Origin of the sequence: Isoptericola sp. NPDC058082, assembly GCF_042885055.1 — a bacterium.
In the GTDB taxonomy this organism is placed as follows: Bacteria; Actinomycetota; Actinomycetes; order Actinomycetales; family Cellulomonadaceae; genus Isoptericola.
Window position 1 is genome coordinate 312,062 of the sequence record NZ_JBHVSQ010000003.1, and the last position, 18,524, is coordinate 330,585.

Here is an 18,524-nt window from a genome sequence, read left to right on the forward strand (position 1 = left end):
CGCTGCTCAGGCCCTAGGATCGCGCTTGTGCGGACCCTGCCACGGCACGCGTCAAGCCTCGCCTCGCACCGGGTCGTCCGCACGATCGCCCTCGTCGTCACCGCGGTGGTGGCGTTCGTGGCGGCGACCGCGGTCGCGTCGTTCGTCGACCTGCGCTCCCAGATCGGCGTCTCCGACGTCGACGACCTCCTCGCCGGCGACGACCGGCCGCCGGAGGTGCCGGTCGAGCAGGACCCCAGCGACCCCTTCGCGGGCAAGGACCTCAACATCCTGGTGATGGGGACGGACTTCCGCGACGAGGCCAACGCGGAGATCGCCGGGGCGGGCGACGAGTTCCACTCCGACACCACCCTGCTGGTCCACATCTCCGGCGACCGCAGCCGGATCGAGGCCGTCTCCATCCCGCGCGACTCCCTCGTGGACATCCCGTCCTGCAAGCTGCCCGGCGGCGGTGAGACCGCGCCGCAGTCGAACGCCATGTTCAACACGGCCTTCGCGCTCGGCGGGGGGCCCGAGAAGGACGTCACGGGTGCCGCGGCCTGCACGATCCGGACCGTCGAGAAGCTCACCGGGGTGCGGATCGCCGACCACATGGTGGTGCAGATGGCCGGCGTGATCGGCGTCGTCGACGCGATCGGCGGCGTCACGATGTGCCTGCCCGAGCCGGTGAAGGGCCAGCGCGTGGACCTCGACCTGCCGGAGGGGAAGCAGAAGCTCGACGGGTACACGGCCATCAACTTCCTGCGCGCCCGCAAGGGCGAGGGCATGGGCCTGGAGATCGGCAGCGACCTCAAGCGCATCGAGCGGCAGCAGGCGTTCTTCGACGCCGCGATGCGCGAGATCCTGTCGCAGAACGTCATCACCGACTCGCCACGCCTGTACCGGATGGTGCGCGAGGTCCTCGGCTCCATCTCCACGGATCCGGAGCTCGCCAGCCCGACGGCGCTCGCGGGTCTGGCGTGGAGCATCCGCGACCTCGACCCGTCGCGGATCGTGTTCACCTCGGTGCCGGTCGTCGACTCGGTGAGCCAGCCCGGCCGGGTCGAGTGGACGTCCGAGGCCGACGCGATCTGGGAGCGGATCCGCGCCGACGAGGCTCCGCCCGGCACCCCCGAGCCGGACCGCGACGCCGGCGCGACCCCGTCCGGCGCGACCGCCGTCGACGACGACGTCGCGTCCCCGGACGCCGGTGGCGACACGGGTGACGACAAGGACGGCGAGGGCGCGTCGCCCGACCCGTCGCCCAGCCCGTCCGTGCTGCCGGGCGTCTGCGCCTGATCGCCGCCGCGCCCGGAGGTCACTGCTGGGGCAGGGCGCGGCGTGCCTCGAGCCGCAGGGCCTCGGCGACCCGGTCGAGGACCGTCGAGCGCAGCTTCCACTGCTGCAGGTAGACCGGGACGTCGACGACGGCGTCGTCCTGCAGCAGCACGACCTGGCTGCCGGCGTCGCCCGGACCGCCGTCGAGCATGCCGAAGCGCGCCCCCGGGCCGGGGAGCGGGCCCCACATGCCCCACCCCAGGCCGCGGCGGATGCCGTCCACGTACTCGGGGGTGCTCGGCACGTGGTGCCGCGGCGGGTCGGGGACGGCGGCGCCCGCCGCGGCGGCGCGCTCGCGCAGCCAGGCGTCCTGGAGGTCGTCGGCCCGGTTGAACACGAGCATCGGGGCGCGGCCCAGCGCCTCGACCGTGGGGCCGTCCGGGAACCAGCGGTCGACCACCGCCCGGGTGGCGGCCGGGCGGTAGCGCGTGATGCCGAGGAACGTCGTGGTGCAGCCCTGCACCGGGTCGCGTTGCGACGTGATCGCGGCCATCACGACGCCGGCCGGCAGCAGGTCGACCGTGCGGTCCTGGTCGTCGCGGTGCAGGTCGAAGCACACGCCCTCGACGCGGGCGAGCGCCGGCATCACCCAGGTCGCGAGGGAGTCCGCGTTGACGGCGACCGGCACCGTGACCGGGCGGGGAGGGCTGCCGGTGCCGTCGTCGTCGGCGTCCCGGGGGCCGAGCTCGCGGCTCGCCTCCGCGCCGAGCAGCTCGACCTGGCGCGCCAGGCGCAGCAGGGTGCGCCCCGGCTCGGTGGCTGCGACCGGGCGGGTGCGGCGCACCAGCACCGAGCCGGCGGCGTTCTCCAGCGCGCGGACGCGCTGGCTGACCGCCGACGGCGTGACGTGCAGCGCGCGGGCAGCGGCCTCGAACGAACCCTCGGTGACGACGGCGCCGAGCGCCTCGAGCTGGCGGGGGTCCCATCGCATGCGCCGAGCCTAGATGAAGGAACGCTTCGCCAGATGAAGAAACCGTAGATGGACTTCATGACATTGCCGACCTAGCGTCGAGGGGTGCTCACCCTCCTCGCCGGCCTCGGCCTCGGCCTGTCCCTCATCGTCGCCATCGGCGCCCAGAACGCCTTCGTGCTGCGCCAGGGCGTGCGCCGCGAGCACGTGGGCCTCGTCGTCGCCGTGTGCGCGGCGTCCGACGTCGTGCTGTATCTCGCCGGGACGGCCGGGCTCGGCGCGCTGGTCGTGAGCCACCCCGCCGTCGTGGAGGTGGCGCGGTGGGCGGGCGCCGTCGTCGTGCTCGGGTACGGCGCGCTGGCCGCGCGCCGGGCGTGGCGCGGTGACGAGACCGGGCTGGCCGCCGCGTCGGACGGCGCGGTGCCCGACGCCGGACGGCGCGCGCGGCCGGTGCTGCTCACGGCGCTCGCGCTCACCTGGCTGAACCCGCACGTGTACCTCGACACGGTCGTGCTGCAGGGCTCGCTGGCCGCGTCGTACGGCGACGGGCGCTGGCTCTTCACCGCCGGCGCGATCGTCTCCAGCATCCTGTGGTTCGTCGGCCTCGGCTACGGCGCGCGGCTGCTCGCGCCCGTGCTCGAGCGGCCCGGTGCCTGGCGCGTTGTCGACGGCGTCGTCGCCGCGATCATGCTGGTCGTCGCCGTGAGCCTGGTGCTGCCGGCGCTCATGCCGTAGATCCCGTCAGTTCGGCAGCTCCTGCATCTGTTCGGCATGGCCTCGTGCCGAACAGATCGACGCGGTGCCGAACAGATCGGGGCCGACGTGGTGGGGTCAGCGCGTCAGACGGTGCAGACGGTCGACCGCGTCGCGCAGCACGTCCTCGCGCTTGACGAACGTGAAGCGCACGCGAGAGGCGAGCGCCTCGGCCGTCGTCGAACCGGCGCGGCAGAAGGCGGAGACGGGGACGCCGACGACGCCCGCGAGCTCGGGCAGGCGGCGGCACAGCCCGTGACCGTCGGCGACGCCGAGCCGCTCGAGCAGGTGCGCGCCGTCCGCCACGACGAAGTACGTGCCCCGGGGGACGACGACGTCGAACCCGGCGGCGGTCAGCCCCTCGCACAGCAGGTCCCGGCGGGTGGCGAGCGACGTCGCCAGCGCGCGCGGCGCGTCGTCGTCGGCGAGCGCCTTCGCGATGGCCGGCTGGAAGGGTGCGCCGGAGGTGTACGTGAGGAACTGCTTCACCGTGCGCACGGCCGTGACGAGCTCCGCGGGGCCGTGCGTCCAGCCGACCTTCCAGCCCGTGAGGCTGAACGTCTTGCCGCTGGAGGAGACGGTGAGGGTGCGCTCCGCCATGCCGGGCAGGGTCGCGATCGGCACGTGCACGGCGTCGTCGAAGGTGAGGTGCTCGTAGACCTCGTCGGTGAGGACGACGACGTCGGCCTCGCGCGCGACGGCCGCGACCTGCTCCAGCTCGGCCCGCGTGAGCACCGTGCCCGTGGGGTTGTGCGGGGTGTTCACCACGATGAGCCGCGTGCGGGGGGTGACCGCGGCGCGCAGGGCCGCGGCGTCGAGCCGGAAGCCCTCCGCGGTGAGCGGCACCGGCACGTGCGTCGCGCCCGCCAGGGCGATGCTCGCGGCGTGCGAGTCGTAGTACGGCTCGAGGGTGATCACCTCGTCTCCCGGTCCCGCGAGCGCGAGGATCGACGCGGCGAGCGCCTCCGTGGCGCCGGTGGTGACCAGCACCTCGCCGTCCGGGTCGACGTCGAGCCCGTAGCGGCGCCGCTGGTGGTCGGCGATCGCGCGCCGCAGCTCGGGTACGCCGTCGCCGGGCGGGTACTGGTTGCGGCCCGCGTCGATCGCGTCCTTGGCGGCGTCCCGGATGAACGCCGGACCGTCGACGTCGGGGAAGCCCTGGCCCAGGTTGATCGCGCCCGTGCGGGCGGCGAGCGCCGTCATCTCCGCGAAGATCGTCTGCGCGACGGCGCCGTCCGCCCCGAGCAGTCCCGTCGCGCGGGCGACGTCGTTCCAGCGGCCGGGCGGGGGAGAGGTCGGCATGGTCCTCGACCCTAGCCCCGGCCGGTGGCGGGCGCGGCCGCTGTCCGGCTACCGTAGTGACCAGGTTTGATGATTGGGTCACTACGGAGGTCCTGATGCCCCGCCCGCTCGTCCCCGACCGCCGTGCGCGCATCCTCGACGCCGCCCGCGCCCTGATCCTCGAGCACGGCTGGCCCCGCACCACGGTCGCCGACGTCGCGGCGCGAGCCGGCATCGGCAAGGGCGCCGTCTACCTCGAGCTCCCCGACAAGGCCGCGATCCTCGACGCCGTCCTGCGGCGCAGCACCCGGGACCTCACCGCCGAGGTGCGCCGACGCGTCGTCGAGGCCGCCGGCGTGGTCGACCTGCCCGCCGTCTACCGGTTCGGCACGGAGGCGCTGCTGGGCGACCCGCTGATGCGGGCCCTCTACGTCGGCGACGAGACGCTCCTGGGCGACCACGTGCGCGACGTGGCCGGAGGTGCCGGCGGCGACCGGTACGGGGGGCGGCTCGGGTGGCTGTCCGAGTACGTCGCACGGCTGCAGGACGCGGGGGTGGTGGACCCCGCCGTGCCCACGGAGTCGGTGGTGCGGGTCCTCGGCATCTTCAGCGTCGGCCTGGTGCACGCGCCGGGCACGATCGGCGCGACGTCGGACGACGAGCTGCGCGCCGCCGTCGCGCTCTTCGCCGACCTCGTCGGCCGCGGCCTCGCCGTCGACCGGCCCTCCGACCACGCCGCCGACGTCCCCGCCGACGTCGAGGCCGCCCGTGCCGCGCAGCTCGGCCTCCTCGCCCGGCTCGACCACCAGCTCGACCTCCTGGAGGAACCGTGACCGACCGTGCCGTGGCGGGCGTCTTCGCCACCTGGACCGACCTCACCGTGGCCGGCGGCCCCGTGCGGCACTACCGTGCCGGCGACACCGGCCCGCCCGTCCTGCTGCTGCACGGCGGCATGCTCGACACGGCGGCGGGGGTGTGGCGCCACGTCGCGGGCGACCTCGCCGCCGACCACCGCGTGCACGTCGTCGACCTGCCGCGGCACGGCGGGAGCAGGCCGTGGGAGGGACTGCTCGACGACGCGTTCTACCGCACGTTCCTCGGCGAGCTGCTCGACGCCCTCGGGTTGGAGCGGGTCGCGCTGGTCGGGCTCTCCCTGGGGGCCGGCGTGTCGGTGGGGTTCGCCCTGGACCACCCGGAGCGCGTCGACGCGCTCGTGGCGATCGGGCCGGGCGGCATCGGCCGGCGGCGCCCGGCACAGCTGCTCACCTGGCTCGCCCTGCGCACGCCCGGCCTGCTGCGGCTCACCAGCCGCTGGCTGGCACGGCGACCCGCCGTGGTGCGCCGGTCGATGGTGGACAACCTCGCGGCCGGAGAGGCCACGGACGGCTTCGAGGAGATCGTCGCGCTCGTCCAGCAGGAGGCGCGGGCGAAGGCGACCCACCGGGAGCCCGCGCTCGACGACTGGATGGTCCGCGCCTACGGGCCGTTCGCCATGGCGCTCGACCACCTGCCCCACCTCTCCGGGCTGCGGGTGCGGTCGCTGTGGGTGCGCGGCGACCGCGACCCGCTGGTCGGGCACGAGGAGCTCGCCGCGGCCGCCGCGGCGGCACCGGGCGCCCGCCTGACCACCATCCGAGACGCCGGCCACATCGTCACCTACGACCAGCCGGAGGCAGCGTCGGCGCTGGTCAGAGAATTCTTGGCAGCCTCCCGCGGAGGCGGTCCCGGGTAGCGGTACGAGACCTTCGCCCGGGTTGTCCACAGGGCGGACCCGGGCGATTGCCCGGGTCCCCTACTCTGGTGCCGCTTTCGCCGCCGATGAGGGCACCGACGAGAGGACAGATCAGTGTCGATCGACACGACGGCGCCTGCCGACGCCGCCGCACTGCTCGAGCACGAGGTGCGCGAGCTCGTGCGCCGCCGCGCCCTCGACCCCGTCCGCGACCGGCCGGGCCTGGAGCGCCTCGTCGCGGAGGCCTCCGCCGACTACACCGAGCGCGCCACCCGCGGCGTCGTCCCGGCGCTCGCGGACCCGCAGGGCACCGCTCGCGCCGTCGTCGACGCGCTCGGCGGCCTGGGCCCGTTGCAGCGCTACCTCGACGACCCCGAGGTCGAGGAGATCTGGATCAACGCGCCCGCCAAGGTGTTCGTCGCGCGACGCGGGGTCCCCGAGCTCACGACGACGATCCTCACCGCTGCGCAGGTGCGCGACCTCGTGGAGCGGATGCTCAAGGCGTCCGGCCGCCGCCTCGACCTCTCAAAACCATAGAATTTACATATGGTCACCAGCCCCGAATCCAGCCCTCTGCCAGCCGCGATCTACGTCCGGATCAGCCGTGACAAGGCGGGTGCCGGGCTCGGCGTAGACCGCCAGGAAGCCGACTGCCGCGCCCTCGCGGAGCGTCTGGGCTGGAACGTGGTGGCCGTGTACGCCGACAACGACATCTCGGCGTACAGCGGCAAGCCCCGGCCCCAGTACCGCGCGATGCTCGACGCGGTGAAGACCGGGAAGGTGCGCGGCGTCGTGGCGTGGCACACCGACCGCCTGCACCGCCGGACCCTCGAACTGGAGGAGTTCGTGACGCTGGCAGAGACGCACCACCTGCAGGTGCAGACGGTCACCGCCGGGACCCTCGACCTCTCGACCGCCTCGGGACGGATGGTGGCCCGGATGCTCGGCGCGGCTGCTCAGCACGAGGTGGATCACGCCCGGGAGCGGATGCAGCGGAAGCGGGCGCAGATGGCCGCCAACGGCGAGTACCGAGGTGGGCCGCGCCCGTTCGGCTACGAGAAGGACGGGTACACCGTCCGCGAGTCCGAGGCCGAGGTGATCCGCCAGGCGACGGAGGCCATCCTCGCGGGCCGAACGCTCGCCGCCGTCGCCCGGGACCTGAACGCGCAGGGCTCCACCACCTCCACTGGCAACGCGTGGTCGTACATGCGGCTGCGGGACATGCTGGCGCGCCCTCGGAACGCCGGGCTGCTGCACCGGGGCAAGGTCGGCCGCCAGGACATGCAGATCGTCGGCCCCGCGCTCTGGCCCGCGGTGGTGGACGAGGACACGTGGCGGGCACTGCACGCCCGGCTGATCGACCCCTCGCGGCGGAAGCAGGACGGCAACGACACCCGGTGGCTCGGCTCGGGCATCTACCGGTGCGGCCGGTGCGGCAGTTCGATGCGGGTCACGGCCATCGGCGGGACCGGCGCGAAGCGTGGCGGGAAGCGCGTCTACCACTACCGCTGCCAGGCGGCGGCGCACCTGACGATCGCCCAGGGGCTCACCGACCGGCACATCGTCGATGTCGTGGCCCGGCACCTGCAGGACCCCCGCGTGGTCGCCGCGATGACCCCCGACACCGAGGACGGGACGCTGGCCGAGGCCCGCGAGCAGCGGGCCGTCCTCGTGGCCCGGCTGGAGGGCACGGAGCGCGACTACGACGAGGACCTGATCGACGCTCGCCGGTACGCGGCAAAGCGCGACAAGATCACCGCCGAGTTGGCCGAGGTGGACGCCCGGCTGGTCGCCGCCACGCAGCAGACGATGGCGTCGCCCATCGCTGGCGCCGTCGACCCGGCGGAGGCGTTCCGGGCCGCGCCGGTGGACATCCAGCGCGCCGTCCTGCGGGAGATCCTCACGGTCGAGGTGCTGCCCTCGCCACGGCGGGGGATGCAGTGGTCCTCGGAACGGCTGAACCTGTCGCTCGTCAAGGACCCGGACGTCGAGCAGGGCGACGACGCCCGCCCGCCGTTCGACTGGGACGACGTCGCCTGACACGTCCGCCGACTCGCGGACCGGTCTTCTCGGCACCCCGGCTCCCCGGTAAACTGGGACACGGAGAAACTGAGGCCCGGACGCACGGGCACCGGCCCATGAGGCGAGAGAGCGGGCTCCCCGGACGGGAGTAGGCAGCAGCCACGAAGGCGCGCCCACCGTGAGTGCGAGGACAGCAGCGCGCAGCGCTGCGCACCCTCGTGGAGAACCCTCATGCGACTCGCCGTCGTCTCCGCCGCAGCCAGGTACTGCGGCCGTTCTGAGCGCACCGTGCGCTCGTACATCTACCGAGGTGCCCTGAGCGTCTTCAGGGTCCCCGGCGTCCGAGGTCAGGTCGTCGACCTCGACGAAGTGGACAAGGTCGTCCCTCGCCCGAAGGCCACGGCCAAGCTTCTCGACACCGCCCCCGAGGCGGTGATCCAGTGATGCGCCAGGCCCCCGCTCAGCCCGCCGCCGAGCCGCACCCCTCCCACCCCACCCCGGAGGATGCTCCGCCCGTCCTGGGCACGCTCAGCGACGCCCAGGCCATGCGGGTGGGTCACCTCCTCGCCCTCGCGGCGCGCTCGTCCTCGAAGCCGGAGGGCAGCCGGTGAGCGCCGACGTCGACACCACCGCCATGACCGAGGCCGAGGCCCGCGCCTCCGTCGACGAGGCGAAGCAGTCGATCACGCGGTTCGCGGAGTGCATCGTCGAGCAGGTCGAGCGGCGGGCCTGGCTCGCGCTCGGTCACGGCTCGTGGGCCGAGATGCGGGAGGCCGAGTACGGCGGCGAAGCGTCGTTCCTCGTGCCGACGGCCAAGCGTCGCGAACTCGTCGCCCGGCTGCGCGCCGCAGGGCTCACGCAGCGCGAGATCGCCGCGACGGCGGGCGTGGCCGAGCGAACCGTCCGCTACGACCTGAACGGCACCGGCAAGATTGCCGGTCCGGCTGTCGCTGACGAGCCGTGTGGGCGGTGCGTCCTGTGCACCGGCGAGCGGCCGAAGCGGGCCGACAGGCGGTCAACGCGGGAGGAGGCGTTGGCGACGCAGGACGCCATCCACCGCAACCTGACGTCCGGCGAGATCGCCTTGTGGTACCTCGCTGCGCTCTGCTCCGACGTGGCCGACCTCGACCATGACCTCGACGACATCGGTCTCTCCGAGCACGACGTCACGATGTACGCCGCCACGTGGCTCGCGCACCGAGCACGGCCGAGGCCCGGCGAGCGGGTCGACATCGCGGACCTGCCGCGATGGCCGTACGAGACGATGGTGCTCGGTGACGAGGGCGACGACCCGCCCGTCGTCGTCCTCGCGTTCACGTCGCTCCAGTGGCGCTACCGCCGCGAGCCGACCGACGAGCGGATGCGGGACCTGCCCGGGTTCGCCTGCGCGGTGGCCGCCCACGAACGCGACGACGAGGACGCCTCGTGATCGCCACGGCCTCGCACAGCGCCTCGGTGCCCCAGGGCACCACATCCACCCCGCCCCGCCCTCCGGGGCCGTCCTGGGGGCGGCTGGCCACCGATCTGGAGCCAATTGGTTCCATCCCGACGACGGAGGTGCAGCGGTGACGGCTGAGCGCACCGACCCGCTGCCTGACGGCTGGCTCGAACTGCCCTACGACGAGACGCCGGACCGCGACGAGTACGTCCAGGCCCACTTCGAGGACAGCATCGTCGACTTGACCGGCTGGTGGGCGAGGACGGGGCACACGGTCCGGTGGCGACCGTTCACCGAGGCCGAGAAGCGCCAGCGTCGTGCCCGTCAGGACCAGGAGGCGGCCGAGCAGCGGGAGCGGGAGCGGCAGGCCGCCGAGCGTGAACGGCAGCGGGAGGAGGAGGCGGCTCGTCAAGCACGGGTCGCTGCAGCGGTCCGCGCCGTCAGCCCTCGTGAGCGGACCGAGGCGCTCCGCCGGCATCTCGTCGAGCAGAAGCCCGACGCACGCACCGACGAAGCGCTGGTGGCCTGGGAGTGCGGCCACACCACCGACCGTGGCCGGTACGCCCGTGTCGAGTGGATGGTCGGCTACGACGGGATGGCGGAGCGGCGGTACGACTACGACGAGGAGGGGCGCTCGGGCGGGGGCTCGACCTGCAACGAGAAGCACGACGGCGAGCCGACCGTCTCTGCTGCCGCGCTCGTCGCGGAGTACCAGCGCGTGGCCAAGCTTGGACCGGCCGAGCGCTCGAAGTACGTGCCGTCCCGACGTGGCCGGTCGACGAAGTCGAAGGCCCCGAAGGTCACGTTCACGCGGCAGCAGGTCTGGGACCTCCTCGTCGAGCACGGCGTGCCGACGTCGGGGCCCGGCTCGGGCCAGAACGCGGCGGAGCAGGCGCTACGGCACCTCGATCCCCGTCCGCCCCAGGGGCTGATCCGTGAGGTGCAGCGTGCACGGAAGGAGGCAACGGCGGAGCAGCCCGGCACCTGACCCCGCCAGGTGTGGGTGAGCCATGTGTGTGGGCCCCTCCCTCTAGGAGGGGCCCTCCCACACATACATGCCGCACCCGCACCCGTCGGTGGTCAGGCCCCCGGGCTGCGGAGCCTGCCAGCACCTACACCTCGACCGTCCACGGGGCGGTGTTGGGGTTGGTGTCCGAGAGGCAGTCGCGGCCGAAGTAGAACCGGGTCTCCTCGGCCGTCAGGCGGTGGCCGTCCTCGTCGATCGGCGTCGCCGGGAGGGGGAAGCCCAGGACGAACGCGCGCTGCCAGTGCAGGACGTCGCGCACGGCCTCGTGCAGCGGCCGGGGGACGGCGACGAACTCGGTGTGGGTGTGGGACTGGCGGGGGCACCGCGAGGAGCACAGCGCGCTCGCCCCGTCGGTCTGGTGGTCGAACGACCGGAGCCGGTCGGCCAGCGTGACGCGGGGGCCGAACATCGGGCTCTGGACGACCGTCCCGGCGGTCGCGGGGGCGGCGGTGGCGGTGACGGACATGGCTGCTCCTCCTCGTGCTACGGCTAGACCCACAGTGTAGCGCCACTGGACGAAGCGCCGTGCATTGTGTAGCACCGCTGAACTGAGATCGTGGGTCTATCCGTAGCACGGCGGCTGGTTAAGGCCAGGTTGGGGCAGAAGTTAAGGACCCGACGCGCTGCTGGCCGTAGTACGGCGGCGGTTCAACGCGGTCTCAACCACGGTTCCAGCGTGTCGCGGCTGTCTCGAAGACGCAGAAGTGCCCGCTCACCTGGGCATTCGCCGCCCGAGCCGCTGCCGTGCCGGTTCGCTGCCGGTTTCACCGTGGATTCACGCTGGATTCACACCCGGAGCCGCCCTGAAGTTGAGGCAGATGGCTCAGTTCGAGGTCTCCCGTGGGAGGCGTCGACCGGGCTCGACGGCCCGTCTCCGATCCGGGAGGATGGAGCCAGGCGATACCCCCAGGGGGTGTGCCACCATTCGCAGCACTAGAGCACCTGGACCGCCATGACGACGACCAGCATCGGCATCGTCTCCTCCCCGACGCCCGCGTGGACCGACGCCCTCGGCATCGGCTGTCTCCGGCACCGCGCCGCACGCGGGGAGCCCTGCTGGACGCTCCCCGGCGACGTCGTCCGCCGCAGCCACGCCGCCGTGTGCGCCGAGCGGGTCCGCGTCGCGCAGGCCGTGCACGCCAACCAGGCCCGGACCGCCGCGCACCGGCTGCACCCGAACCGGAAGCGGCCGTGACCCCCGCCGTCGAGCCCGAGACGTTCCGGCTGCTGCTGGAACTGGGGGACACGTGGAGCGACACGTACGAGCCCAGCATGTGGCTCCGGCTCCGCGCCCAGGCCGCTGCCCTGGCGCTCGCGGCCGACGGCCCGATGCCTCGGGGCCGGTACGTCGTCCCCCTCGTGCCGCACCTGCCGTCGGGGCAGTGCTCGCGCTGCGAGTTCCCGGCCGAGTTCCACGCCGGGTTCGAGGCCACCTCGGACGCCTTGCCCGGCGTCACCCTCGTCTTCACCTTCAGGCTCTGCCGTCGCCACAGGGCCGCCGAGTACCCGGAGCACACCTGATGCCGAAGAAGCCGCCGCCCACGCCGACCCTGCCGAAGAAGGGCCGCCCCGCTCGCAGGACCAAGCCCGCCGCGCCCACGCCGAAGGTGAAGCCCCAGAGGAGGAAGTCGTGAACCCCCGCTACGACCCCACCGCCCGGCTCCGCAGGGCCAGCGAGGACGTGCAGGCCGCCGCCGAGGCGAGCCGCCCGCGCGCCCTCCGCCAGACCGTCCACCGCCGTCGCGCGCCCACGCCGGTGCCCGGCGGCGCGAAGAAGCGGACGGCGACGAAGCCCGTGCCGCCGAAGCCCGCTCCCGCCGTCGAGCCCGGAGGGGCGATCCTCACGGCCGCCGAGATGTCGGCCGTCGACCACCTGCTGGCCACGCACCCCGAGACCCGCCACTTCTTCCAGGGACAGCGCCGATGACGACCGAGACCACGACCGCCGCGAGCGCCGTCGAGCCGACCCCTGACGGGCACCTGCCCTGTGCCGCGTGCGGCGTCGCCGTGGCCGTCGAGGATGCCGGCGAGCGCATCCAGGTCGGGCAGTCGTCGAGGTACCGGGTCTCGCCGCTGGACGCCGAGCCCTCGGAGCGCGGCAAGCCGTACCGGGTCACCGAGCCCGGGGACATGACGAGGTGCCCCTCGTGCGCCGACCGGCTCGCTCTCGCCCGTCTGCTGGTGGAGGCCCACCCCGGCGCCGTCCGCCGGATCGGCAGCCCTGCCGTCGCCACCGAGCGGGTCGTCGCCGCCCTCGACGGGCTCGCCGCGCTCGGCGCGCCGCTCCCTGACGCGGCCAAGTTGACCGGAGCCAAGCTTGGACGGCTCGTGAACCGCCTCACCCTCCACGGCGGCATCGTCCAGTGGGCGTCGCACCGGCGCGGGCAGCCCTCTCCCGCCGCCGAGGTCACGACGGCACCGTGGGCGCACGTGACGGACAACGCCGACCTCCGCGACGACTACGCCGGGTACCTGTCCGACGCGATCGGCCCGCGCCCGACCCCGCCGCCGGACGGCGGCCCGCGCGGCTGCCTCATGTGCGGCGTCGCGCAGCAGACGGGGACGTGGGAGCAGGTCAACGTCCGCGCGTCCACGCTCGGCATGAAGCAGCAGGGCGACCCGCGCGTGAGCGGCTACCTGTGCACCGGGTGCGGCACCGCCGTGCAGGACGTCGGCTCGGTCGGCCCGACGGCGCTGTCGAGGGCGCTCCTCGCCCATCTCGGCGTCGCGCACAACCCGCTGAACCCGATCCAGGTCGACGGCGTCGAGATGTGGTTCGCGACCGGCCGCCCGCCGACCCGCACCCGGTGGGCGCACGTCGCTCTCGACGCCGACACCAGGGCCGTGCTCGGGATCGAGTGACGGTGGCTGGTCCCTCGCACGCGCCGAAGCGACCTCGCTTCGACGAGAGCAGCGAGAGCGTCGTCGTGATCTGCGGCAGGTGCGGGCACCGAGAGGTGGCTCTGACCGCCTCGGGAGCCCACGCCGTCTACGCCGCGCACGAGATCGAGGACCACTACGACACTCGGCGCCGTCGCGGTCAGCGGACCTCGTCGTCGCCAGGCGTGGAGCCGCCGGAACGCTCCTCGTCGCCGCTGCCGATGCCGCCGTCGCTGCTCGGGATGTCCACCGGGTCCTTCATGCGGAGGAAGAAGTAGTCGGTGCTGCTCGGCAGCGGTGGGCGACGCCTGCCTCTCGTGTACCCGCTGCGCAAGGCCGCCTCGACCTCGTCGAGCCAGGCCAGCACCTCCGCGCGGCCGACCTCTCCGATAGCCTCGCCAGAGCCCCCAGCGAGGAACCGCCCGGCGCGGGCCTCCGGGTCGCGCTCCCTCGCCTTCTTGAACGACGCGCCCTCCTCCTCCCAGTGCTCCTCCAGGTTCCGCACCTCGCGGATCGGAGCCAGGCCGGGGAACGGCGGACAGTTGTCCTGGGGGAGGGCCTCGGCCACCTTCTCGACCTGGGCGAGCGCGACGTACACGAGGTAGTACTCAGTGTGGAGGGCCCAGTTGTCCCCGACGCGCAGCCGCCGACCGCGCAGCGAGTTGTAGTACTCGCGCCAGCCTTCGGGGCTGCCCTGGTCGCGGTAGTCCTGCTTGAACATCTCCTCACCGAGACGCTTCTCGTACCGCGCGAACGCCGTCTGGAACCGGTCGACTTCGAGACGTGCGAGGTCGATGAACTGGAGCCCGCGTATCCGAAGCGTGCGGTCGTCGGCGGTGACCTTGCGTTTCATGCCTGATCCTCGGGGCCGCCAGGCTCAGGACGCGCCAGTGCCGGTGCCACCGAGCAGATCTGGAGGGAGCGGGAGGCTGTCGACCCGCTCCAGGACGCCGCGCAACTTCAGGTTCTCGTGCTCCAGCGCTGTCACCGCCCTGGCCGTCGCCTGCATTCCGGCGACGAACATCTCCCCGAGGAGGCCGAACTTGTCGTCGGGATCGGTGAGGACACCGGCCTCCGAGACCTTCTTCAGCATCTCGTCCATCTCGGCAAGCAGGCGTTCGGTGATCGGGTGCGGGATGTCGGTCATGGTCGCTCCTTCTCGTGGTGCCGGGCGGCGGTGCACGGCTGCCCTGGACGGTAGCGGGGGACGTGACGGAGAGGCAGGGCGCCCGGAGCAATTCACCCTCCCGTGTGGGACCAAATGTGCTGCAGCGGAAGTACGTTCGCGCTCTACCCGTCGCGACGGTGCGGCGGCCGACAGGGGAGAAGCGAACGATGGCAGAGGTCATCCGGCGCGTGATCCACGCTCAGGGAATCGACTTCGTCGACGACGCATCGACGATCGACGGCAAGTACGGGGAGATCAGCGAGACGGTCGAGGTCGGCATGGTCAACGGCGACACCCACATCTTCGTCGCGACGCAGCACTCAACCCTCTCGGCGCGGCTGGTCTCGGGCGGTGCGCTCGAAGTCAGGTACGGGCTGGAGGCGCGGACCTACAGCCCGACGGGATGGGCCTACGTCGAGGGGGCGACGCAGGAAAGGCGGTAGCCGGGGTCCAGTTCCGTAGGCCCGCTGAACCTCGCTGGACCCCCGGCTACCTCGGTCCACCCGCCTACATGTTCCGAACCTCACACATATGTCAAACCCTTGGCTTCTACCTCAGCAGCCCATTCGTCGACGCCTCGCTCCCCGGCGGCGAGCGCCTCCACGTCGTGATCCCCGGCGTCACACGCGACCACATGGCCGTCAACATCCGCAAGCACCTGGTGCGCGCGGACCACCTCGACCACTTGGTGCGGCTGGGCTCCCTCACCGCCCATGCCGCCGCGTTCCTCGACGCCGCGGTGCGCGCCGGGCTGAACGTGCTCGTGTCCGGGGCGACGCAGGCGGGCAAGACCACGATGCTCAACGCCCTCGCCGGCTCGATCCCCGCGGGGCAGCGGGTGATCTCCTGCGAGGAGGTGTTCGAGGTCCGCTTCGCGGCCCGTGACCACGTCGCCATGCAGTGCCGCCAGCCCAGCCTCGAGGGCACGGGCGAGATCCCGCTGCGCCGGCTGGTCAAGGAGGCGCTGCGGATGCGACCGGACCGGATCGTCATCGGGGAGGTGCGCGAGGCCGAGAGCTTCGACATGCTCGTCGCCCTCAACGCCGGCATCCCCGGGATGTGCACCGTGCACGCGAACTCGGCGCGCGAGGCCGTCACGAAGATGTGCACGCTGCCGCTGCTCGCGGGGGAGAACGTGTCCGACCGCTTCGTCGTGCCGACCGTCGCGTCGGCGATCGACCTGGTGGTGCACCTCGACGTGGCCTCGGACGGCTCCAGGCAGGTGCGGGAGGTCGTGGCCGTGACGGGACGTGTCGAGGGGGACCGGGTCGAGACCGCTGGCATCTTCCACCGGCTGCCGGCCGAGCAGGGTGGCGACCTGGTGCGCGGCGACGGCTTCCCGCCCGGTGAGGAGCGCTTCGCGCGCGCCGGCGTCGACGTCCGTGCGCTGCTGGCCGGGGGCCGCTGATGGGCGTCGTCGTGGGGCTCCTGCTCGGCGCCGGCCTGGCGTGCGTGTGGTTGTCGTGCTGGGAGGCGCCCGCGCGCCCGCGCCGTCGCGCCGGTCGTTCGGCCGCCGTCCAGGACCTGCTCGTCCAGGCCGGTGCGCCCTCGGTGACCCCCGCAGCCCTGTGGTGGCTCAGCGCGACGGCGGGCGTCGTCGTGCTGCTCGCCGGGCTGGCGCTGACCCGCTCGCCCGCCATCGCCGCCTGCTTCGCGCTGATGGCGGCGGCCGCGCCCGAGCTGCTGGTGCGGGTGCGGGCCAGGAAGCGTCGGCGGGACCTGCGCGAGGTCTGGCCGGAGGTGGTCGACCACCTCGCGTCGGGCGTGCGGGCCGGGCTCTCGCTGCCGGAGGCCGTGGCGCAGCTGAGCGAGCGCGGCCCGGTGGAGCTCCGTGAGCCGTTCGCCCGGTTCGCGGCGGACTACCGGGCGACCGGGCGCTTCGGGGAGTGCCTCGACCTGCTCAAGGCGCGGCTCGCCGACCCGGTGGCGGACCGGATCGTGGAGGCCCTCCGGCTGACGCGCGAGGTGGGCGGCACCGACCTGGGGCGCCTGCTGCGCACCCTGTCGTCGTTCCTGCGCGAGGACGCGCGGACGCGGGGCGAGCTCGAGGCGCGGCAGTCCTGGACCGTCAACGGCGCGCGGCTCGCGGCCGCCGGGCCCTGGGTGGTCCTGGCGTTCCTCGCGACCCGGCCGGAGACGGCGCAGGCGTACAACTCGGCGGCGGGGGTCGCGGTCCTCGCCGCCGGGGCGGCCACGTCGGCGCTCGCGTACTGGTCGATGCGCCGGATCGGGCGGTTGCCCGAGGAAGGCCGGGTGCTGCGATGACGGTTCCGGGGATCTCCGGCGCCGGCGCCCTCGTCGGGCTGCTCGGCGGGCTCGGCCTGCTGCTCGTGATCGCGCGTCTCCGCGCCCGCCGGACGACCCTCGACCAACGGCTGGCCCCGGCGCTGCGCCCGCGCGACGCGACGTCCGGGCTGCTGCGGGAGCAGCCCACCCACACCCCGTTCCCCGTGATCGAGCGGCTGCTCGCCCCCTGGGTCGCGGACACCGCGCACTGGTTCGAGCGGCTCGGGTCCTCCCGCGCGGACGTGCGTCGACGGCTCGACCGCGCCGGCTGGCACGAGAGCGTCGAGGCGTTCCGGGCACGGCAGGTCGTCTCGACGGCCCTGGGTCTGGCGGCCGGGCTCGTGCTCGCGCTGCTCCTCGCCGCCACGCGCGGGTCCGCACCGGTCCCGCTGGCGGCGCTCGTGCTGCTGTGCGGCGCCGGCGGGTTCGTCCTGTGCGACCAGTGGCTGAGCCGCGCCGTCCACCGTCGGGAGGAGCGGATGCTCGCCGAGTTCCCGACCGTCGCCGAGCTGCTCGCCCTCGCCGTCACGGCAGGCGAGGGGCCGGTGCCCGCCCTCGAGCGTGTCGCCGCCACCGCCCGCGGTGAGCTGTCCGGCGAGATCTCCGTGATGCTCGCCGACGTCCGCGCCGGGGCGCCCATCGCCGCCGCCCTCACGGCCATGGCCGACCGGACCGGCCTGCCGTCGCTCACCCGCTTCGCCGAGGGCGTCGCCGTCGCGCTGGAGCGCGGCACGCCGCTCGCCGACGTGCTGCGCGCGCAGGCGCAGGACGTGCGTGAGTCGGGGCGCCGGGCCCTCATGGAAGCGGGGGGCAAGAAGGAGGTCGCGATGCTCGTGCCCGTGGTCTTCCTCATCCTGCCGATCACCGTCGTCTTCGCCGTCTTCCCGTCCCTCGCCACCCTGCAGATCGGCTTGTGAACGTGCGTGCCGACATCCGAACCCGCCGCCCCCGCGCGGTGCCACCGAAAGGACCGACCATGCACGACGAGACCGAGAACCTGACGGAGCGCCCCGACGCGGACGACCCGGAACGCGGGGACGTGCCCGGCTGGGTGCTCGTGACGTTGATGACGGCGGGGCTGGTCGTCGCGCTGTGGGCGATCGCCGGCCCGCTGCTCGAGGACACGTTCACGCGGGCGATCACGAGCGTCACGGGTCCGTGACATGGCCATCGGCAGGCTGCACCACCTGGTGATCGACTGCCCGGACCCGCGGGGCCTCGCGGAGTTCTGGTCGGCCGTGCTCGGCCAGGACGTGACGTACGCGGACGACGACTTCGTCGTGGTGGCGCGCAGCGACCGGCACTCCGGCCTCGCGTTCCAGCGCGCCCCCGACCATCAGGCACCGGACTGGGGCGATCCGGCACGGCCGCAGCAGATGCACCTGGACGTCATGGTCGACGACGTGGCGGAGGCCCACGCGCGCGTGCTGGCGCTCGGCGCCCGCCGGTTGACGGCCGCGGCGCCGGGCTCGGGGGAGGGCGACGTGTACGCCGACCCTGCCGGCCACCCGTTCTGCCTCGTCCCGCGGCCCGGCTGGGCGCCGCCGGTCGAGGCGGGCCGGGCGTGACGGGACCGGCCGGGCCTGTCCAGACCGGGCCCGTCCAGACCGGGCCTGTCCAGACCGGGCCTGTCCAGACCGGGCCTGTCCAGACCGGGCCTGTCCAGACCGGGCCTGTCCAGACCGGGCCTGTCCAGACCGGGCCTGTCCA

24 protein-coding genes and 1 pseudogene are annotated in these 18,524 nt (G+C 73.6%); 20 read left to right on the plus strand and 5 right to left on the minus strand.

Going from position 1 to position 18,524, the window contains the following annotated elements; translation table 11 throughout:
- Positions 1–27: 27 nt before the first annotated feature.
- Positions 28–1,278 (plus strand): LCP family protein, encoded by a 1,251-nt coding sequence (locus ACFVS0_RS06415; RefSeq protein ID WP_430587481.1) that lies wholly within the window; start codon positions 28–30, stop codon positions 1,276–1,278.
- Positions 1,279–1,297: 19 nt separating this feature from the next.
- Here ACFVS0_RS06415 and ACFVS0_RS06420 read toward each other — a convergent pair whose 3' ends face one another.
- The gene (locus ACFVS0_RS06420) at positions 1,298–2,248 is read right to left on the minus strand and encodes a LysR family transcriptional regulator ArgP (RefSeq protein ID WP_430587482.1); all 951 of its coding nucleotides are present in this window, start codon (positions 2,246–2,248) and stop codon (positions 1,298–1,300) included.
- 84 nt (positions 2,249–2,332) lie between these two features.
- Here ACFVS0_RS06420 and ACFVS0_RS06425 point away from each other — a divergent pair, with 84 nt between their 5' ends.
- Positions 2,333–2,962, plus strand: coding sequence for a LysE/ArgO family amino acid transporter (locus tag ACFVS0_RS06425; RefSeq protein ID WP_430562684.1), 630 nt, complete (start codon positions 2,333–2,335; stop codon positions 2,960–2,962).
- A gap of 96 nt (positions 2,963–3,058) precedes the next feature.
- Here the strand turns inward: ACFVS0_RS06425 and ACFVS0_RS06430 are convergent, their stop codons facing one another.
- Positions 3,059–4,282 carry a pyridoxal phosphate-dependent aminotransferase gene (locus ACFVS0_RS06430; protein WP_430587483.1) on the minus strand — a complete coding sequence of 408 codons (1,224 nt, stop codon included), beginning with the start codon at positions 4,280–4,282 and terminating at the stop codon, positions 3,059–3,061.
- Between the two features lie 95 nt (positions 4,283–4,377).
- Here ACFVS0_RS06430 and ACFVS0_RS06435 point away from each other — a divergent pair, with 95 nt between their 5' ends.
- The 8 genes from ACFVS0_RS06435 to ACFVS0_RS06470 all read left to right on the plus strand — a co-directional run bounded on the left by ACFVS0_RS06435 (position 4,378) and on the right by ACFVS0_RS06470 (position 10,441).
- Positions 4,378–5,094, plus strand: coding sequence for a TetR/AcrR family transcriptional regulator (locus ACFVS0_RS06435; RefSeq protein WP_430587484.1), 717 nt, complete (start codon positions 4,378–4,380; stop codon positions 5,092–5,094).
- Entirely contained in the window at positions 5,091–5,993 is a 903-nt protein-coding gene (locus ACFVS0_RS06440) for an alpha/beta fold hydrolase (protein WP_430562681.1), read from the plus strand. Before ACFVS0_RS06435 ends, ACFVS0_RS06440 begins: the two co-directional genes overlap by 4 nt.
- Positions 5,994–6,107: 114 nt before the next feature.
- Entirely contained in the window at positions 6,108–6,530 is a 423-nt protein-coding gene (locus ACFVS0_RS06445) for a hypothetical protein (protein WP_430587485.1), read from the plus strand.
- 9 nt (positions 6,531–6,539) lie between these two features.
- Positions 6,540–8,033, plus strand: a complete 1,494-nt coding sequence (locus ACFVS0_RS06450) for a recombinase family protein (RefSeq protein WP_430587486.1) — start codon at positions 6,540–6,542, stop codon at positions 8,031–8,033.
- Between the two features lie 213 nt (positions 8,034–8,246).
- The gene (locus ACFVS0_RS06455; protein ID WP_430587487.1) at positions 8,247–8,459 is read left to right on the plus strand and encodes a hypothetical protein; all 213 of its coding nucleotides are present in this window, start codon (positions 8,247–8,249) and stop codon (positions 8,457–8,459) included.
- Positions 8,459–8,626: a hypothetical protein gene (locus ACFVS0_RS06460; protein ID WP_430587488.1), complete on the plus strand. Its 168-nt coding sequence runs from the start codon at positions 8,459–8,461 to the stop codon at positions 8,624–8,626. The genes ACFVS0_RS06455 and ACFVS0_RS06460 overlap by 1 nt, the downstream gene beginning before the upstream one ends.
- Positions 8,623–9,444, plus strand: coding sequence for a hypothetical protein (locus ACFVS0_RS06465; RefSeq protein ID WP_430587489.1), 822 nt, complete (start codon positions 8,623–8,625; stop codon positions 9,442–9,444). The genes ACFVS0_RS06460 and ACFVS0_RS06465 overlap by 4 nt, the downstream gene beginning before the upstream one ends.
- A gap of 136 nt (positions 9,445–9,580) precedes the next feature.
- A complete protein-coding gene (locus ACFVS0_RS06470) occupies positions 9,581–10,441 on the plus strand; it encodes a hypothetical protein (protein WP_430587490.1) in 861 nt (286 codons plus the stop codon).
- Between the two features lie 124 nt (positions 10,442–10,565).
- On the opposite strand, the gene ACFVS0_RS06475 is transcribed toward ACFVS0_RS06470, so the two are convergent.
- Positions 10,566–10,946, minus strand: a complete 381-nt coding sequence (locus ACFVS0_RS06475) for a hypothetical protein (RefSeq protein ID WP_430587491.1) — start codon at positions 10,944–10,946, stop codon at positions 10,566–10,568.
- A 486-nt stretch (positions 10,947–11,432) separates the two neighbouring features.
- On the opposite strand from ACFVS0_RS06475, the gene ACFVS0_RS06480 reads away from it, so the two are divergent.
- The 4 genes from ACFVS0_RS06480 to ACFVS0_RS06495 all read left to right on the plus strand — a co-directional run bounded on the left by ACFVS0_RS06480 (position 11,433) and on the right by ACFVS0_RS06495 (position 13,342).
- On the plus strand, positions 11,433–11,675 hold the full coding sequence (locus ACFVS0_RS06480) for a hypothetical protein (protein ID WP_430587492.1): 243 nt from the start codon (positions 11,433–11,435) through the stop codon (positions 11,673–11,675).
- Positions 11,672–12,001, plus strand: a complete 330-nt coding sequence (locus ACFVS0_RS06485; protein ID WP_430587493.1) for a hypothetical protein — start codon at positions 11,672–11,674, stop codon at positions 11,999–12,001. Before ACFVS0_RS06480 ends, ACFVS0_RS06485 begins: the two co-directional genes overlap by 4 nt.
- Before the next feature lie 109 nt (positions 12,002–12,110).
- Complete coding sequence (locus ACFVS0_RS06490) at positions 12,111–12,407, plus strand: hypothetical protein (protein WP_430587494.1); 297 nt, start codon at positions 12,111–12,113, stop codon at positions 12,405–12,407.
- The gene (locus ACFVS0_RS06495; protein ID WP_430587495.1) at positions 12,404–13,342 is read left to right on the plus strand and encodes a hypothetical protein; all 939 of its coding nucleotides are present in this window, start codon (positions 12,404–12,406) and stop codon (positions 13,340–13,342) included. Before ACFVS0_RS06490 ends, ACFVS0_RS06495 begins: the two co-directional genes overlap by 4 nt.
- Positions 13,343–13,520: 178 nt before the next feature.
- Here ACFVS0_RS06495 and ACFVS0_RS06500 read toward each other — a convergent pair whose 3' ends face one another.
- Together ACFVS0_RS06500 and ACFVS0_RS06505 are read right to left on the minus strand one after the other, a co-directional pair.
- The gene (locus ACFVS0_RS06500) at positions 13,521–14,213 is read right to left on the minus strand and encodes a hypothetical protein (RefSeq protein WP_430587496.1); all 693 of its coding nucleotides are present in this window, start codon (positions 14,211–14,213) and stop codon (positions 13,521–13,523) included.
- 24 nt (positions 14,214–14,237) lie between these two features.
- Positions 14,238–14,507 (minus strand): hypothetical protein, encoded by a 270-nt coding sequence (locus ACFVS0_RS06505; RefSeq protein WP_430587497.1) that lies wholly within the window; start codon positions 14,505–14,507, stop codon positions 14,238–14,240.
- 188 nt (positions 14,508–14,695) lie between these two features.
- On the opposite strand from ACFVS0_RS06505, the gene ACFVS0_RS06510 reads away from it, so the two are divergent.
- The 6 genes and pseudogenes from ACFVS0_RS06510 (at position 14,696) to ACFVS0_RS06535 (ending at position 18,382) form a co-directional block, all read left to right on the plus strand.
- Positions 14,696–14,971: a hypothetical protein gene (locus ACFVS0_RS06510; protein WP_430587498.1), complete on the plus strand. Its 276-nt coding sequence runs from the start codon at positions 14,696–14,698 to the stop codon at positions 14,969–14,971.
- 110 nt (positions 14,972–15,081) lie between these two features.
- A pseudogene (locus tag ACFVS0_RS06515) lies at positions 15,082–15,936 on the plus strand (CpaF family protein); the annotation flags it as partial.
- Positions 15,936–16,793: a type II secretion system F family protein gene (locus ACFVS0_RS06520; RefSeq protein WP_430562679.1), complete on the plus strand. Its 858-nt coding sequence runs from the start codon at positions 15,936–15,938 to the stop codon at positions 16,791–16,793. The pseudogene ACFVS0_RS06515 and the gene ACFVS0_RS06520, both read left to right, overlap by 1 nt.
- Complete coding sequence (locus ACFVS0_RS06525; protein ID WP_430549729.1) at positions 16,790–17,731, plus strand: type II secretion system F family protein; 942 nt, start codon at positions 16,790–16,792, stop codon at positions 17,729–17,731. The genes ACFVS0_RS06520 and ACFVS0_RS06525 overlap by 4 nt, the downstream gene beginning before the upstream one ends.
- Positions 17,732–17,790: 59 nt before the next feature.
- Positions 17,791–17,976 carry a hypothetical protein gene (locus ACFVS0_RS06530; protein ID WP_430562678.1) on the plus strand — a complete coding sequence of 62 codons (186 nt, stop codon included), beginning with the start codon at positions 17,791–17,793 and terminating at the stop codon, positions 17,974–17,976.
- 1 nt (position 17,977) lies between these two features.
- Positions 17,978–18,382: a VOC family protein gene (locus ACFVS0_RS06535; RefSeq protein WP_430585077.1), complete on the plus strand. Its 405-nt coding sequence runs from the start codon at positions 17,978–17,980 to the stop codon at positions 18,380–18,382.
- Positions 18,383–18,524 lie beyond the last annotated feature (142 nt).

Excerpts from the sequence above, each read along its gene's own strand:
- ACFVS0_RS06455 (WP_430587487.1), top strand. The coding sequence starts at position 8,247 with ATGCGACTCGCCGTCGTCTCCGCCGCAGCCAGGTACTGCGGCCGTTCT.
- ACFVS0_RS06480 (WP_430587492.1), top strand. The coding sequence starts at position 11,433 with ATGACGACGACCAGCATCGGCATCGTCTCCTCCCCGACGCCCGCGTGG.
- ACFVS0_RS06530 (WP_430562678.1), top strand. The coding sequence starts at position 17,791 with ATGCACGACGAGACCGAGAACCTGACGGAGCGCCCCGACGCGGACGAC.
- ACFVS0_RS06520 (WP_430562679.1), top strand. The coding sequence starts at position 15,936 with ATGGGCGTCGTCGTGGGGCTCCTGCTCGGCGCCGGCCTGGCGTGCGTG.
- ACFVS0_RS06475 (WP_430587491.1), bottom strand. The coding sequence starts at position 10,946 with ATGTCCGTCACCGCCACCGCCGCCCCCGCGACCGCCGGGACGGTCGTC.
- ACFVS0_RS06535 (WP_430585077.1), top strand. The coding sequence starts at position 17,978 with ATGGCCATCGGCAGGCTGCACCACCTGGTGATCGACTGCCCGGACCCG.
- ACFVS0_RS06505 (WP_430587497.1), bottom strand. The coding sequence starts at position 14,507 with ATGACCGACATCCCGCACCCGATCACCGAACGCCTGCTTGCCGAGATG.
- ACFVS0_RS06510 (WP_430587498.1), top strand. The coding sequence starts at position 14,696 with ATGGCAGAGGTCATCCGGCGCGTGATCCACGCTCAGGGAATCGACTTC.
- ACFVS0_RS06435 (WP_430587484.1), top strand. The coding sequence starts at position 4,378 with ATGCCCCGCCCGCTCGTCCCCGACCGCCGTGCGCGCATCCTCGACGCC.
- ACFVS0_RS06450 (WP_430587486.1), top strand. The coding sequence starts at position 6,540 with ATGGTCACCAGCCCCGAATCCAGCCCTCTGCCAGCCGCGATCTACGTC.
- ACFVS0_RS06420 (WP_430587482.1), bottom strand. The coding sequence starts at position 2,248 with ATGCGATGGGACCCCCGCCAGCTCGAGGCGCTCGGCGCCGTCGTCACC.
- ACFVS0_RS06460 (WP_430587488.1), top strand. The coding sequence starts at position 8,459 with ATGCGCCAGGCCCCCGCTCAGCCCGCCGCCGAGCCGCACCCCTCCCAC.
- ACFVS0_RS06500 (WP_430587496.1), bottom strand. The coding sequence starts at position 14,213 with ATGAAACGCAAGGTCACCGCCGACGACCGCACGCTTCGGATACGCGGG.
- ACFVS0_RS06430 (WP_430587483.1), bottom strand. The coding sequence starts at position 4,282 with ATGCCGACCTCTCCCCCGCCCGGCCGCTGGAACGACGTCGCCCGCGCG.
- ACFVS0_RS06495 (WP_430587495.1), top strand. The coding sequence starts at position 12,404 with ATGACGACCGAGACCACGACCGCCGCGAGCGCCGTCGAGCCGACCCCT.
- ACFVS0_RS06525 (WP_430549729.1), top strand. The coding sequence starts at position 16,790 with ATGACGGTTCCGGGGATCTCCGGCGCCGGCGCCCTCGTCGGGCTGCTC.